Source organism: Paenibacillus sp. 22594, assembly GCF_052044425.1.
Taxonomy (GTDB): domain Bacteria; phylum Bacillota; class Bacilli; order Paenibacillales; family Paenibacillaceae; genus Paenibacillus_AQ.
Genome location: NZ_JBQENA010000007.1, coordinates 114992 through 131648 on the forward strand (window position 1 = coordinate 114992; position 16657 = coordinate 131648).

The window sequence follows — 16657 nt, forward strand, 5'->3', positions numbered from 1 at the left end:
GATGGGTTCATTCGGCACTGGGTAGCCAGCCCCCACAAAAAAACCTTGACTAGTGATAAACTAATCAAGGTAAGAAAAGTGATACACAATACTATCTGTTATCGGGATTGTAACCACCCTTACGGGGTAACAATTCTTCAAAATCACACGACGCGACCGCACTATAACCTATTCTCCATAATCCTTCGAGCAAGCGTGACAGTGTAGCGATGTATGTTTCTGTACCAACATCCTCATTAGGTTCAATCTCAAGTAAATATCTTGAAAACAAAAACCCGTCAGGTGATTCGTTTCGTTTGTGTTCGTGAAAATCATCATTTCTTAATAAATCAAGATTACAGATATCATTTGTAATGCTTGATTGTTCTAACACTCCACCAATGTTTTCCTTAACAGATTCTAGAACGGCAGTTCTAGCAAAATCAGTGTCCAAAAATATTTTACAAAAAGGGTCAAAATCATCATTTAACATATTCTCACCTCTATCATGGTAAAGGTATTTGAGTTCCATTATCGAATGGACCGCCGGACTTGACAATTGAGATATCTACATCCATTCCTAAAGCCTTCTGTAACTCTTGACGCAAACTACGCAATCCTGCTTCTCCGGACTGAATCTTCCCTGTTTCTATTGCATGTTGCATAGTTCTTTCTTTTGCCGAACCCGGATTAGGTATTCCGAACCTTTGGGTAATAAGTTCATCGAACTTCTCAGGAGAAACCCGTACAGCAAAATCAATGTCCGAATCAGGTCTTGCAGTACCATTGGCTCTACTTCCTTGAACAACAATATCATCGCTTATAGAGCCTACTTTTTGTCTTATTATTGATGAAGCATTGTTGAATTGTTCACTGGTCACCCCTTGAGGAATTGTAAGTTTTCCCGTCCCCTTAGGAACAACCGCCTCACTATCCGTCACCGTAGGGTTTTTTATCTTAACGGTACTTACATGAGTTACCCCATCCATTGCCATAGATGCAATATACCCTGACAAATTTGCATCAAAAAATTCACAGATTAACTCTTCTCTTGCCCAGCTTGCATTTCCGGCACTGTTCTTATACGCACTTGTTCCTGTCAATAAACCAAACAAGTAATTGTACCGGTTGGTTTTCAAAATGGATGCAAAGCCGTACCGTTCCCATATTTTATCATGATATGCCTGATACAGTTTGCTTCCTTTATTGAGGTTTTTCCCAATTGCATCATTCAGTAAGAACCTAAGTTCGTTTACATCATAAGGCTCCCATGGCTTGTTCCCGCTAGGGTCCGTATACCGCAAAGGATTATTCTCCACATACGTATACAAATTCAAGCTCAGCGGATTTGTCAGTTCCCCTTCATACGTATCCTCATTTATAAACCGTCCCATACTCGAGTCAAAATCCCGCGCCTGTGCATGGGAGTATCCGCTGTAGTAATCATAGCCCAGGCTGGTGTAGCCGAACAAGTTGTCCGGGCCGGACCAGTTCAGATCGAATTTCTCAGGCTCTTCGGCTACGCCGAATTCGTCGTAGCGGTACCGTGCGGACACGCTGCCGTCCTGGCCTTCCAGGCCGATGACGTTTTTCTTGCCAGCGAGGTTGTTTCTCTGCCAAGAAATAATGACCACATGAAAGCTTCCTCTAATGTGGTCATTATTTTATTGATAAAGGCCATCATTGAAAACTGAAGTAATTCTCATATATAATTCTGTAACAATGCTGGTGTCCTCATCTTTATTGGACGATATTTGGCTAATAACAGTTGTATATAGATAAAATAATTCATATGCCAATTTTTTAGATATATCATCTCTTCCTCTAGTGTGTTTTTTTAAATCCTCTAAATAATCAATCAACATTAATATTTCTCCATTTGGTATATTTCTGTCTTTCCTCATCAAAATAAGAATTTTATGAACAATCGATGATATTTCCTTCCTTAATTCAGCTTCATTTGTCATGGAATCCACCCCACTATCGCACTTCTTGGAATGTATTTATAAACTGATACTTCACTATCATTCTCCGCCATTTCAGCTGCATATTCGGTACCAAATGGTTCATATACTCCCATAAATTCATATTGTGCTGATTTTTTAATTGAACTAACTTTATTTAAATCAATCAAAACAATTCCATGCTCTCCTTTAAATCGCCCATTAGCTATTCTCAATTCTCTAGTTGTAGCTATCCAAGGATCAAATCCCATAGATATATCTTTTCCACCTTCTTTCTTGCCTCCGTCTAATATATGTTCAAGTAAAGACCATTCTCGGTGGGGAGGGGTATGTTTGGAAAGAATACCTCTGCCAGCTACTAAGTTACCAACATCATAGGGAGTAAGCGATCTGAACACTATATTTTTCGATGTATTCTTTTTAATATCCTCTGCTTCTTCTAAACTTAAAACAGAGATATTTAAACTCTCAGCAACCTTCGTATTTATATATTCCTGATCTTCACCTGCAGGTGTTGCAGCAAATAATGCACCGATAAAGGTTGCAACAACGGTAGCCGCCAAACCAATTCTGCGACTTTTTTTAATTTCTTTCCCTGCTCCGCCTGTTATAACCTTAAAATCCCTGATGATCTCTTCAACTGATTTTGGTAATGCTTCATGCCCACTAGGATCCGTATACCTCAACGGATTATTCTGCACATACGTATACAAATTCAAACTCAGCGGATTATCAATCTGCCCTTCATACGTATCCTCATTTATAAACCGCCCAATGCTAGAGTCAAAATCCCGCGCCTGCGCATGAGAGTACCCGCTGTAGTAATCATAGCCAAGGCTCGTGTACCCGAACAAGTTATCCGGCCCCGACCAGTTCAGATCGAATTTCTCCGGGGCTTCGCTGACGCCGAATTCGTCGTAGCGGTACCGTGCGGACATGCTGCCGTTCTGGCCCTCCAGACCGATGACGCTGCCCTGTGCATCACTCAGGTAAAAGAGGGTCTTCGACGCAGCAGACACAGCACTAGCTCCGCTGGCTCCGGCGGTCGGCTCCCAATCGTTGTTCGCGTCTCCGCTTACCAGATAGCTCATGCTGATCCGTTCTTCACCGGCTCCGTACACATAGGATTGCTTCCAGTTCTGGCCGTCTGCTCCGCTTGCGGTCAAAGGCTGCGGAATGCCCATGGTGATGTCATTGGTAAAATAAATGTCCAGCTGCCGCTTCTTATATTGCGGCTCCCAGCCATCCCGGTTGCCGGCAGGATTCCCTGGCAGGTACGCATCTTGAATCGCACCGTCTCCGAGGGTGGTCCGCATGCTGACCCGGTTGCCGTCACCGTCGTACTGATATGTGGTGATATCGCCACTCATTTTGGTGTTCCCGATCAGGCGGTTAGAGGCATCCCAGCGGTTGCTCTCCAGCACTTGCGGGCCTGCGGCCAGTGCAGCCTTCAGCATCGCTTCAGGGTTAAGAGCTTTGTCTGCCCCGTAAACCTCGTCCGTAACTCCTGTATCAAGCTTCGCATCCGGTAAGCTGGATAATGAAGCTTCGGCAGCATCTGGTGAAAGTGTTCCCGCAGGACTCCCGGAAGGACCTGCAATCGTTGACAACGGATCTAACAGCCCAGACAATGCATCTGTCGTTTTGACAGTACCTGTAGTTGTGACTGCATCTGTAGCTGTGACTGCTCCAGCATCTGCACCTGCATTCTTGCCCGCTTCCAGTCTCTTTGTATCCGAGTAAACACTGTCCGGTACTGAAATCTTCTGCGCATTCGCCTGCGCCGTGAACAGCTTCAAAGCCGATTCGCTGTCGATCCCGCTCACTTCCAGCAGATTGCCTCGCTTATCGTAGGTGTAGTCCTTATAGTCGCTGCCTTTTTCAAAATGGGTCAGCTTGTTCGCTGCATCGTAGGTATAGCTCTCCATGGCGGTACTTCCGGCCTCTGTGGCTTCTTTCCCTAACCGGTTGCCCACGGTATCGTAGGAGTATACGACCTTGGAGCCATTCTGCTTCTGCACCTGCACCAGTTGGTTCAGCGCATCGTAAGCGTAGTCTGAGATATCTGCCGGACGCTGAGCTCCGCTCGGATTATCCTCATCACTTCCGCCTTCCAGACGCTCCGTGCGTGTTTTGTTGCCAGCCGGATCATAGACATAGGTTAGCTGCTCCAACAGCCCGCCGCCCGGCGCCGTATGCTTCATCTCCAGCAATTGCCCCACGCCGTCATAGCTATAGGTACTCTTCCCGCTGTTCGGCAGCAGCTTCTCTGTCAGTCGGCCGCCCGCATCATATTGATAGCTGGTGATCTGGTTCTGAGCATCCGTCACCTGCTTGATCCGGTCTAACTTATCATAGTCATAGCTGACCACGGTGTTATCCGGGTAGATGATCCGGCTGCGCTGTCCGGTTGCCGTCCATTCATAACGCACGTTATTGCCGCGCGGATCAATGACTGACGTTGGCCGGTTCAGTGCGTCATAGGTATACCGCGTATTCCCGGTACTATCTGTCATGAGGGTACGGCGTCCCGCGAGGTCATATTCATATTTTACCGTAAGATTGCTGCCATATTTAATCTGCTCCACCTGATTGCCCTTATTATAGGCATACACGGTTGTATTGCTGTCCGGTTCTGTGATCTTCTGCAGATTGCCGTTGGCATCATAGGCAAGGGTCGTCTTCTCCTGCAGCGGATTCACTGATTCAATGACCCGATTGAGTGCATCGTACTGGTAGGAGGTCACCGCTCCCAGCGCATTGGTTTTGTCCAGCAGGTTGCCGGAGGCGTCGTAGGCGTACTTAGTAGTACTGCCCTCTGCATTCTTCACTTCCGTCAAGCGGCCGAGCGGATCATACGTAAAGGCCGTCTCATGATGATTGGCATCCACGATCTTCTCTATGTTGCCTTGGGCGTCATAGGTATAGGAGGTTTCATACCCAAGGGCATTGCGCACCTGTGTGCTGCGTCCCAGCGCATCGTATTCGTAAGAAGTCTTTTGTCCCGCCGCATCTGTAAATTCAGTCATTAGTCCGCGGTCATTGCGGGTGACTGTCGTTTCTTCATTCAGCGGATTGATGGTTCCGGCATCCAGTCCCCGGCTGTCGTATTTGGTCGTCCAGACCGAATGATTAGGGTCGGTGACAGCGACCTGGTTGCCGTTCTTGTCATACTGGTATTCGGTTACTGCACCCAGCGCATCCGTTTCCTTCACCAGTTGTCCAAGCGCATTATAGTCATAGTAAGTGCTGTTGCCCAGCGCATCCGTCTCTTTGATGGTATGGCCTGCCGCATCGTAGCGGTAACGGGTCTTGGCCCCAAGCGGATCGGTTACGCTCAGCAGTTCATTGCGCTTACCATACGTATAGGAGGTAATGTTACCCTTTGCATCCTTCTGGGTAAGCATGTTTCCGTTATCGTCATAGGTATATTTGCTCGCCTGGCCTTCAGCATCAGTAACTTTCTCCAGCTGTCCGACACTGTCGTAGCTGTAAGCCGTAACGGCTCCGGCTTCGTCCTTCACTTCTTTGACACGGCCAAGCGCATCGTAGGTCTGGCTGGTACTGTTATGGAGTGCGTCCTCTGTGCCGCTCAGACGGTACACATTATAGTTGCTAACCTTCTTGGTTCCAGCTGCATCTGTCTGCTCCACCGGATTGCCATTGGCGTCATACGTGACGTTGCTCGTCTGGTCCAGTGCATTGGTGACAGTAACCCCACGGTCTTTCTTGTCATATTCAACGGCCTGCAGTTTGCCTTCCGCATCCTTGATCTGAGTGGTCCGGTGCAGGGTATCACGTTCAATAATGGTCGTGTAGCCGCTTGGGTCCTTGATCTCCTTGGCGAATCCGTCGGCATCGTTGGTGTAAGCCGTGGTATGCCCTTCCGCATCGGTCACGGAGAGAGGAACCCCCTTGCTGTCCCAGGCAATGGCGACTGCGTGGCCAAGGGCGTCCGTACTTTTGACCAGGTTGCCTGCCGTATCGTAAGCATACGCGGAGCGGTTGCCGAGAGCATCGATCTCCTCAACCGGACGGTTCAAGGCATTATAACGTGTGAGTGTGGAATAACCGCTCTCATCCGTCCTCTGCGTTACATTTCCGCGCTCGTCGTAGGCCAATTTCCCTTTGTTGCCGTTAGCATCCGTAATGGCTGTTACCTGGTCACTGCTATCATAGCTGTATTTAACGATGGCTCCATTCGCCGCCTGGCGCTGTGCAACCTTGAAATTGTTGTTCCATACATAAGCTGTATCTTGATGCAGCGCATTGGTCCATGTGGTCTTGTTTGCCGTAGTGGCAATCGAAGAGGCTAATCCGGCAGTACTTGCCGCAGTAGCATGTCCGGAACTGGCTCTGTCGGCTCCATTGGCACTGCTGGTACCACTGGCACCGTTCGCTCCATTGGCTCCGTTTGCACTGCTGGCTCCGCTTTGTGAATAGGTCAAAATCGTCTGGCCTGTCCCTACACCCGTATGAACGATAGGGGTCTGGTTCGGGGTCATATCTCCGCCAAGAACGAATAGCCCGCCAGTCTGCACATTCAGATTATTATTAACACTGACATTGTCACGGACGAATAAGTCACCGCCGGTTACCGTCAAATTCGCGGTCTGGTTATTGGACACAATCCCGCCGACGACCATTTCCTGGGCAATGTTCATCTCCACGCGGGTGTTGATCGACAAATCTCCCGCAATCAGAATCCGCTTCGCCTCTATGGTCAGCCCGCCACTGTTGTAGGTCAGACTGCCGGTTTGCAGCGTATCCCCCACAGTTACGGAAGAATCATTGTTGAGATGAATCGTTCCCCCGGACCACAGATTGCCGTATAAACCTTGAACCTTCTGCACGTCGAGTGCAAGCTTGGTGTTGGCGTTCAGTCCCTGCTTCAGAACCAATGTGCCGTACACGCGTACTGTGATATCCTTATTCGTATTCATCCCGTCCACGATCAGGACTACGGGCTTACTGGGCGATCCGAAGGTAACGCTCTCCTCCACATTCAGCTGGCCTGTGCTGATCACAGCCGGGGATGCATTGCTCGCCGCAATAACTTGTTGGACCGCAGGAATACCGCCCGGAGCAGCAACCGCAGAAGCAATGAAGGCATCCCTTTTGCTGTCGTTGGTTCCGATGCTGCCCGTTAAATAATCGGCTATGAGCGGCTTCAGCCCTTCAACGTTCTTGTATGCCGGTGCATGGGCGAGATTGTTCATCGTACCTGACAAAATCACTTCATCCGAGTCCGGAATATCCCGTCCGTTCGCAGGGTCTATCCCTGTCTGACCGTCATCAGGCTCTTCGCCCCGAACCACTGGGGCCACGCGCCCTTCATAACTCGAAGAACTCGTATTCCCGTAAAAATCGGTAAAGCTGGTCACACGCTGATGGTCATCATAGGCTACGCCCATCGTCGCAGAACCCTTGGCATCCGTTACGTTGAGCACATGATGGCTGTTATCATAGGTAAGCTTGGTTGTGGCTCCGTCCACATCCGTAATCGAGGTCAGATCCCCACTTGCCGTATCGTAATGAAATGACATTTGCCGGCTGGCCGGGTCACTTACAGCAATCAGCTTGCCTGCTCCATCATAGCTTAGACTTAGGGATGCCCCGGCTGTACTGACCGCCTCCAGCTTCGTTCCCTGATATGAAAAAGTGATTTTATTTCCATTCAAGTCCGTGACCGATTGCAGCAGTCCCTCAGCATTGAAGCGGTAACCATCGCCTTGAGGCGATGTGAGGGTATAGGTCCCGGCAGATGGCGCACTTAGCGTCCAGTCGGTCCCGCGCGGGGTCAGATACGCTCCTCCGGACAACGGCACATATTCAAAAAGCGAACCGTCCGGGCTCATGACCTCCACCTTGCCGCCGCTCAGCGGGTTCAGTTTCCATTCATAGCTGTGATGCCAGCCAAGTCCAGCGACACCTGTGAACGGGTCACGGCTTAAATAGCTCAACCCGAATTGCAGCGGCATCAATGCTTGCAATGTAATTGAATCTGTCGAGTAGACAAAATCACCCCGGGCCGGATCAACCGGCGCCTGTCCCGACGGGTTCACGATCCGCAGCCGGTCATGAATGGCTGCTTCCGTAAATTGCGTCAGATCCCCGCTGGCAATAGCCCGGGTCGTCTGCGGATCAGTCAGCAAAACGGAGGTTAACCCGCTGATTGTTCCCGCCGAGGTTGCAGACAGGTTCAATACGGCAATATCCTTTGCCTTCTCCTTCATGGCTTGCACCGTATCCAGCTTATAGTAATAAGCCGCCAGGGCTTCCCAGCTGATTGAAAAAGCAGGAATAGGCGCACGCAGCACCGCAAGCGGCTCCGAATACCCTGAGAGCTTGCCGTCTTTCTTCGCTCTCGCCGTGATATGCGCGGCTTCACCCGGTGTGATCCCGATCTGCTGGCTCCATTGTCCTGCGTTGTTGACTGCAATATTGGAGAACAGCTTTTCCTCCCTAACGGATGGATAGTAGAGCTCTAATTCAAGCAGGGTTCCTGGTTCAGCAGTCCCGGATACCACAGATTGTCCGGAGGCAGCAGGTTTGATCTGCAATGCTGCCGGAGGCGCTACTTCGTCGCCGCCAAGAATTTCGAAGCTGGCAATTTGCCCGTAGTATACGCCAACTCCGTTATATTCGGCAGGGGAGATGCAGACGTTATAGCGCCCTTCCTCCAGCGGTACGCCTCCAATCTTGCCATCCCACTGATATTTGTGAACGATGTATTGACCGTTCTGTTTCGTTTGATAATCTCCGCTCGTAATCAGATCCCCCAGGAGCGGGGCCGAGCCGTCTTTTTGCGGAGTACACAGGTTGATGTTGGTCTTGTGAGACTCCTGGCCGTCGTCCGCCGCATTGAAGCTGAACGAGATTTCAACACTTTTACCGGGTCCCGGGCTCAGCTCACTGGGCTCAATTCGCATGTTGGTCGCCGCAAAGGCTGACGATGTGAGCTTGGTAAGTCCCGGAAGAACCGGGATGTAAGAGAGGACCAGCAGCAGCGCAAGCATAAGGTTCACACGTGTTTTCATGCTGCTGCGCCACTTCCTTGTTATCTTTCGAAATGTCATAGACTGATCTCCTATCCGTTATAAGTTAGAGTAATTTCAACTCGGCCAGCAGCTTGTACATAATGACTGCCGCCTCGGCTCTCGTGGATGAATCCTTAGGCTTCAAAAACTCTCCGCTGCCCTGCACCAGCTTCTTCTCGACTGCAGCAGCTACAGATTCCCGTGCCCATGCGCTAATGCTGTCCTTATCCTTGAATCCGGAGAGTCCAGCCTCACGCTTGACCGCATCCGCAGCAGAAGCCTTGTTGCCCGTATTGCTGTCAATCGCCCGCATCAGCATCACCATCATCTGTTCACGGGTAAGCGGATCATTGCCATGAAAAAGTCCAGCTTCTCCGGTTACGATTCCGGCCTTGGCTGCCGCCTCCACATAAGGGTAAGACCAGCTCGCCACAGGGACATCACGGAAGGTCGCCGTACCCGGCTGCACCGGCTGCAACTGAAGAGCTGTTGCCAGCAGCTTCGTGAATTCCGCCCGGGTCAGAATACCTTTTGGCGCATAGTTGGTTCCGTTCATCCCGTTCACAATTCCTCTTGCTGCGAGTACTTCTACCTGTTGCTGTGCCCAATGGCCTGACAAATCTGTGAAATCAATATCGCGCAGCATAACCGCATACAGTCCGGAGGCTGTAATCTTGGCCTGCACAAATCCATTCTCCGCTGCAGTCACTCCGCCGATATAGGTCCAGTTGCCTTTTGCCGGATTGTAGCTGTAGATTCCAAGCTTCTCACGACTTGTCGTCCAAAGCTCTTCCTTGGGATATTGAACCGCCAGCTTGGCCGGGATCAGGAATGGAGAACTCGCTTGTATCTGCCAGGCGGAACCTGCCTTCAGCAGTTTTTTGCCGTTTGCGTCGAGCAGTGCCTGTGTCTCCAGCTCCGCCTGGGCCAAGCTTACAGTGGTATTGTCCTTGAAGGTTCCTGCTGAAATCTCCAACCGCGCCCAGCCATTCAGTACAGACAAGATACCGCCGGCACTGCCGATAACCTGAGTATCCTTGGCTCCGGTTACTATAGGGATCTTCACTTCAGGAGTAGAACCTGGATTCGGGGCTGTACCTGGATTTGGAGTAGAACCCGGATTTGGGGTTGAACCTGGGGATGGAGCCGTTCCCGGACTTGGAGGAGTTGATCCTTCTTGCAAGTTAATCGATTCTATGTAGTCATTCTTCTTGCTGTACAACAGCTTATCGCCGCTTATACCAATCAGCTTAGCCCCTGCCTCTAACGCTGACAGCGGGTGTACCGCATAGGTTGAGAGGTTTACTTGCTTCAGGGTGACAACACCATTTACATCCTCTTGAAAAACGGCCTGTCCTCCGCCTATGGACATGAAGGCATACTCTGTTCCTCCAGGCTTCATCTCCGTGAGATCCACAGGCTGTGCCGTCAGATCTTTGATATTCAGAAGCACATATTTACTCTCAGAGGCGCCGTTCTTTTGCTTAAACAGCACATGGCTCCCGTTAAAAACAAACCAGTCCACGTAATTCGCTCCGCCCAGACTAACAAGCGCACGCGTGACTCCACTGCTTAAATCCAGCAGACTGAGGCCCCCGTCACGGGCATTCTTATACACCACTTCGCCACCGGCCAGTACCGGGAACCGTCCTTCGCCGAGGTCGGCTTCAACCCCCGTAGCCAGGTCATGATAGATCATGCTGCCGTAATTTTTGCGCTCGTACCAGACCACGCCAACTCCATCCGTAGTCGGATTCCCGTATTGACCGGACTGCTTGTTAAGCTTGATGCGGGTGCCTGTTGCAAGATTTGCAGAGTAGATATCCCAGTTCAGGGAAGATTCCTGCTCCGTTCCCTTGTCTGCCCACACGGCAATATTGCCGCCCACAGAAGGGGCATCCTTGGCGGATGAGCTCGTCGTAAGTACCGTATCCGCACCACTGGATTGATTCAGCGAGTACACCTGTCTGACCCCGCCCGCATCTGCTTCCAGCCATACGATCCGGTCACCGGATACACTATAGTCCGTTCTGCCCGGATCTGTCCCGGCTGCCGAAACCTGCTTCAAGCTGAGCTCACCGCTTAACAGGCCCCCAAGCATACACACCACCGCCACTGCGGCCACAAGGGGCCGCGACAACTTTATTTCCCTTTCCAACCTCATTCACTTCTCTCCCCCAGCGCTATTTGTAGGCACACCAAAAAACCAAGTGCCTTGAGCGGCCCGGCTACCCTAACATCCTTCCCGGATGAAGTAGGCCCGTGGCTTTGCGTCTCCGACTTTCGTACGGATTTGCCTTTGTTCCAAACTCGGTTTTCTGTCCCTTTACCCTTATGTATTTGTGACTTTCGATGTACAGGACTCTATCATTATCGGAATTTATTCCTGTAGAATTAAGATGTTCTATTTTTTCCTTTTTTAGGGATTTAGACATAGAAAAAACCACATTCAGGGGATGCCCCGCATGTGGTTTATAGTCAGCTTCTATACTTCTTCTACTGGACAAGCAGAAAGGGCTTCAACGGTCAGCAGCGTCATAGCTGGCCCGGGGGCATATTTCAGGTCCAGGCCCACAGGAATCCGTCACGGTCCCAGGCAATTCTTCCGCCGTGCAGCTTGCGGAAGGCCTTCTTCACATCCTTGGACAACGAAGCATTCCCGTTCTCATTCACAAATACAAACTGCTCGCCAAAATTAGCCTTCACATATTCAATCGCAGCGGTCTGGTACAGAGTTCCCGTAAAACGGATCTCCTTGACCATCCACTCCGCTACCTCTTGTGCGGTTGCTTCCATAAGGGTACTGCTCCTTCCTGTAAATCCCTCTACAATGCCTTCCCATTATAGCATGAATATGGTCACACGGGAGGTTCGCTGGACGGGGCAAGGGTCGGGATAATGGAGAGAGAATAGGCGGGCCGAAGATCAAGAACGGGGAGTGAACAGCACGACGGACGGGCAACAGTCATGGCAATTCAGGCAGAACAGGTTCGCATAGAAAGGATTAGAAGAAGTAGAAGAAGTGAAAGAAGTGAAAGAAGTGAAAGAAGTGAAAGAAGTGAAAGAAGTGAAAGCAGACGGGCACTCCTCCGCCTCCCCGCACATGCCCGCTGCTTGATGGTGTATAAGCCGAACTTAAGAATTCGAATATGCTACCCAATGAATTCTCTGTTCCTACAGAGATTCTTTCGATTCACAGAGATCGATTCTAAATCAACTCTATATCGTTTATGCTGAACGAAAAGACTGGCTCACGTATGCACGACGGAGGTTAGTTGGAATTTATACATTTAATTTCCGATAAATCGTATAAATACTAGTATTAGTTGGAATTTGTACACTTAATATTGGTTAACATGGATAATTCGGGCTGAAAGTAGATTTTTAGTTTTACTTTTTCCACTTCAGTGCTGTGATATCGTAATTCCAGCTGATTAGTGGTAGTTTTTCCACATGAATTTGTATATCAACGATAAGTAATCATAATTTAAGAACGTTGAGCGATACACATAGCAAACTTCCATTCCAGCGAAAGCATCGACGCTAAGCCTTGGAGTCAGGACTTATATCCCCGCCTCTACGCCCCCTCCTGCTCCAGATGCAGCAGCTGGGAGGGATCAAGCAACAGGGTCACATGATCCCCTTCCCGAACCCGCAGCCAGCGGCCGTCATTCAGCAGGTCTACGGTCAGACTGATCCCCTCTGCCATGACCGTGGCGCGGATGATATTGCCCAGAATCGACACGGCCTGAACCTGTCCGCGTACATCCACCATGCCATCCGCATCATCCTGGATCGCCTCTCCTTCCGGCAGCAGTGTTACCGCCTCGGGGCGGATCGCGAAACGGTCGGAGCGGCTGTCGATCCTGCGGAACAACGCGAGTGCCTCCGCCCGGTTGAATACGTTATAGCTGCCCATGAACCGGGCTGCGAATTCTGTGCGGGGCGCTGTGTACAGCTGCTCCGGGGAACCTTCCTGCACCATGCGCCCCTGGTTCATGATACAGATCCGGTCCGAGAGGATCAGCGCTTCCTCCTGGTCGTGGGTGACGAACAGCGTCGTCATGCCCAGCCGCCGCTGGATATCGCGGATTTCCGCGCGCAGATTCTTGCGGATTTTGGCGTCGAGCGCGCTTAGCGGTTCGTCCAGCAGCAGCAGCTTCGGCTGGACGGCCAGTGAGCGCGCCAGTGCCACCCGCTGCTGCTGTCCGCCGGACAGCGCCTGCGGATAGACATCGCGCTTGTCTTCGAGATCGACCAGCGCCAGCAGCTCTTCGCACCGGCTGCGCCGCGCCGCCGGTGCAACGCCGCGCATGCGCATTCCATATTCCACATTCTGGATGACGGTCAGATTGGGGAACAGCGCATAGGATTGGAACACCATGCCCACATCTCTGCTGCGCGGCGGCAGCTTCGTCAGCTCCTTGTCCGCGAGCACAATGCTGCCGCTGTCCAGCTCGGTCAGCCCGGCGATGCAGCGCAGGAGCGTGCTTTTGCCGCAGCCGGAAGGGCCCAGCAGCGTGATCAGCTCCCCCTCTGCGATTTTCAGATCCACTCCAGCCAGCACAGGCGCATCACCAAAGCTTTTGCGGACACCCTCCAGCTTCAGATAATCTTCCATTCCTTTATCCTCCTTATTGTGGACCTCCGGCCGCTAGACCTTACTTCGCCTGTCCTTTAATCTTCAAGCCAAGCTTCATCAGCACGGCCGACAGCAGCAGAATAAATACAAAATAGGAAATGGCAATTGCGCTGGCCAAATGTCCGCTTTCCCCCACCCGCTGGTACAAATAAACCTGAATCGTCTGGATATGGCCTCCCACCAGCATATTCGTCAGCACGAACTCCCCAAATAGCACGGAGAAGGACAGCAGCGCGGAGACCATGACCCCCGGCCAGATATTCGGCAGAATCACATTTACAAACGCAGTCCGTCTCCTGGCCCCAAGCAGCTCGGCGGCATTCAGCAGCTCTACGGCCGATACGCTCAGCAGGCTGTTGCGGATGCCCTGATACATATACGGCAGGATGACCACGAAATATGCCCCGACCAGCAAATAAGCAGTACCCGAAATGTCAAATGGGCCAGAGGAATAGGTGCGGATCAGACCTACAGCCGCCACAACTCCCGGCACAGCGTAAGGCAGAACAACAATCCCCTTCATGAAGCTCTCCCAGCGCGGAAAATAAACCGTAATGACAAAAACAGCCGGCAGCATCACGGCAAGACTGAGCAGCACACTGATGATGCACAGATACAACGAAGTCCACAGCGCCTCCAGAAAACGGATATCCCGGAACATGTCACCGAACCAGCTAAGTGTCCAGCTGCGGGGCAGCAGCGTATTCTGCCAATCCTGGGCAAAAGCATATAATCCCGTTGCCAGCAGTGGCAGCAGCAAATAGACCATGAGCAGGAGCATGAAGGTGCGCGGGGCGAAGCCCGCTTTGCGCGTATTCATTGTCCCGCCTCCTCACGGACTGCTGGCCAGCGCCGGTTGGATCGTCCGCTGCTGCGCTCCCGCCTGGCAGGACTTCTGCCGCCGAATCCTTCCATCCGCCGCACCATCCGCTGATTTAGGAACACAGCCAGCAGCGTACTTAGTGCAAGCAGAACCGCGAGTGTACTGCCCATCTCCGGCTGGGTCACCACATCGCCGGCGACCAATGAGCCGATGCGAACGGCGAGCAGGTTGTAGTTCCCCCCAACCAGCGCGTAAGCAGTGGCGTAAGCGCCCATCGCATTAGCGAAGAGAATGCCGAGTGTGCCGAAGATCGCCGGAGACAACACCGGCAGACCGACTGTCTTCCAGAATTGCCAGGGCCCTGCCCCAAGCAGGGCAGCCGCCTCTCTCCACTGCTCCCGGATGCCATAGAACGCCGGATACATCAGCAATAAGGCCAGCGGAATCTGGAAATAGACGTACACTAGAATCAGACCGGACCAGCTGTACAAGTTAAATCCGCCAAATACGCTCCAGCCCCACTGTTTGAACAGCAGCGTGAACACGCCATTGTTGCCAAGCAGAATAATGTAGGCAAAAGCCAGCGGAACCCCGGCAAAGTTCGAGGTCATATTGGACAGCATCAGCAGCCGGTCCCGTACCGCAGGTGCAAAGCGGGTAATACAGTATGCACATAGAAGCCCTACACCCACCCCGATCAGGCTGGAGAGGACGGAGATCAGCAGGCTGTTCTTGATCGCCTGCATATAGTAGGCGCTGCTCAGCGCATGCCGGTAGTTGCCCAGGGTGAAACCCGCTTCGTCCGCGCTGCGGAAGCTGCCCGACAGCATGGAGAAGACGGGCACCACCTGAAAGGCCAGCACCATCAGCACAAACGGAGCCAGGGCCAGTATCAGGCCGCGTTGTCTCTGTTTCATCCTGCACGCTCCTTTCGTGAAGAATAAGCAAGCGGGCGCCTTAGGCATACAGCTCAGGCGCCCCCATATCTCTTGTATGAAAACTGATTATAAAGACGGTTAGTTCAAATGCACAAGCACGCGTTCCTGCCACAGCTGGGGAAGGCTCTTCGCGGTTTTTTCCCACACTTTATAGTCCCCAACCGGCTTCACATTGGCGTATTCCGCTTTAGGCAGCAGCTTCGCGGCAACATCCTCCGGCAGCTTCACGCTGTCGCGGATCGGACGGGCATAGCCTTTAGCAAGATTGATCTGCCCTTCGTCGCTGAGAATATACTCACGCGTCAGCTTGGCCGCATTGGGATGTGGAGCCCATTTGTTGATGACCGTCGCATAGCCGCTTACCACACTGCCTTCCTTCGGAATCGCGACGTCAAAACCGTTTTTGTCGATCTGGTCCTTATAGTTCAGCGCGTTGAAATCCCACAGCAGCGTCACTTCCACTTCGCCCTTCTCGATATTGGCAAGTGAAGCCTCAGCATTGGAGAGCCGGCCTTTTTTCGCCAGGTCTTCAAAGAAGGCAATCCCCGGTTCAATGTTCGACTCATCTCCGCCAAAGGCAATCGCTGCAGCCAGCACAGCCATTTGGGCCTGAGCCGCTTTGGTCACATCGCCCACGATGATTTTGTATTTGCCATTCTTCAGGTCTTCCCAGCTCTTCGGCGGATCGGCCACCAGCTTGGTATTGGTCAGAAAAGCAATACTGCCTTGATAACCCACAACCCAGTTGCCGTCCTTATCCTTGGCCCAATCCGGGATCTCGTCCCAATGGGAGGTTTTGTAGGGCTGAGTTACGCCTTTATCCACTGCAACCGGACCGAAGGCAATGCCCACGTCGCCAATATCGGCTGTAGGCTTATCCTTTTCCGCTTCGAACTTGGCAATTTCCTCGGCACTCGACATATCGGTATCGGTATGTGTAATTTCATACTTGGCCGTAATATCATTCCAGGTATCCTTCCAGTTGGCCCACGAATCCGGCATGCCCACACTGACCACAGTGCCTTCTTTGGTAGCTTCGGCTTCAATTTCGCTTAAGCTCAGCTCTTTGGCCCCGGCATTACCGTTCTTTTCATCAGCTTTGGCTTCCGAGTTGGCACAAGCGGCAAGCAACAGGACGAGCAAGGACAACAGCAGACCCATGGATAAAAGTTTCGCGAATCTTTTTTTCATGATTTCCCTATCACTCCTATTTCTGATTTGCGGGCTCCCTCTCTGATCCAAGCTTATTCGCTGCCCAACTGAAGTATAGA

10 protein-coding genes and 1 riboswitch are annotated in these 16657 nt (G+C 51.6%); all 10 genes read right to left on the reverse strand.

All coding sequences use genetic code 11. From position 1 onward, the window contains the following. Positions 1-91: 91 nt before the first annotated feature. Positions 92-472 carry a 1,4-dihydroxy-6-naphthoate synthase gene (locus ACTJKB_RS21675; RefSeq protein WP_074110342.1) on the reverse strand — a complete coding sequence of 127 codons (381 nt, stop codon included), beginning with the start codon at positions 470-472 and terminating at the stop codon, positions 92-94. Positions 473-485: 13 nt separating this feature from the next. Further along, positions 486-1613: an RHS repeat-associated core domain-containing protein gene (locus ACTJKB_RS21680; RefSeq protein ID WP_440836446.1), complete on the reverse strand. Its 1128-nt coding sequence runs from the start codon at positions 1611-1613 to the stop codon at positions 486-488. 30 nt (positions 1614-1643) lie between these two features. Continuing rightward, the gene (locus ACTJKB_RS21685) at positions 1644-1946 is read right to left on the reverse strand and encodes a hypothetical protein (protein ID WP_440836447.1); all 303 of its coding nucleotides are present in this window, start codon (positions 1944-1946) and stop codon (positions 1644-1646) included. Next, positions 1943-9022 carry a DUF6531 domain-containing protein gene (locus ACTJKB_RS21690; protein ID WP_440836448.1) on the reverse strand — a complete coding sequence of 2360 codons (7080 nt, stop codon included), beginning with the start codon at positions 9020-9022 and terminating at the stop codon, positions 1943-1945. The genes ACTJKB_RS21685 and ACTJKB_RS21690 overlap by 4 nt, the downstream gene beginning before the upstream one ends. A gap of 25 nt (positions 9023-9047) precedes the next feature. Continuing rightward, positions 9048-11147, reverse strand: a complete 2100-nt coding sequence (locus tag ACTJKB_RS21695) for an S-layer homology domain-containing protein (protein ID WP_440836449.1) — start codon at positions 11145-11147, stop codon at positions 9048-9050. Positions 11148-11198: 51 nt separating this feature from the next. After that, positions 11199-11291, reverse strand: a riboswitch (cyclic di-GMP riboswitch). A gap of 251 nt (positions 11292-11542) precedes the next feature. Beyond that, positions 11543-11779: a DUF6953 family protein gene (locus tag ACTJKB_RS21700; RefSeq protein ID WP_020433541.1), complete on the reverse strand. Its 237-nt coding sequence runs from the start codon at positions 11777-11779 to the stop codon at positions 11543-11545. Positions 11780-12560: 781 nt separating this feature from the next. Further along, the gene (locus tag ACTJKB_RS21705; RefSeq protein ID WP_440836450.1) at positions 12561-13604 is read right to left on the reverse strand and encodes an ABC transporter ATP-binding protein; all 1044 of its coding nucleotides are present in this window, start codon (positions 13602-13604) and stop codon (positions 12561-12563) included. 40 nt (positions 13605-13644) lie between these two features. Further along, on the reverse strand, positions 13645-14445 hold the full coding sequence (locus tag ACTJKB_RS21710) for an ABC transporter permease (RefSeq protein ID WP_440836451.1): 801 nt from the start codon (positions 14443-14445) through the stop codon (positions 13645-13647). Further along, positions 14442-15365, reverse strand: coding sequence for an ABC transporter permease (locus ACTJKB_RS21715; protein WP_440836452.1), 924 nt, complete (start codon positions 15363-15365; stop codon positions 14442-14444). Before ACTJKB_RS21715 ends, ACTJKB_RS21710 begins: the two co-directional genes overlap by 4 nt. Positions 15366-15464: 99 nt before the next feature. Beyond that, a complete protein-coding gene (locus ACTJKB_RS21720) occupies positions 15465-16577 on the reverse strand; it encodes an ABC transporter substrate-binding protein (RefSeq protein ID WP_440836453.1) in 1113 nt (370 codons plus the stop codon). Positions 16578-16657: the final 80 nt, after the last annotated feature.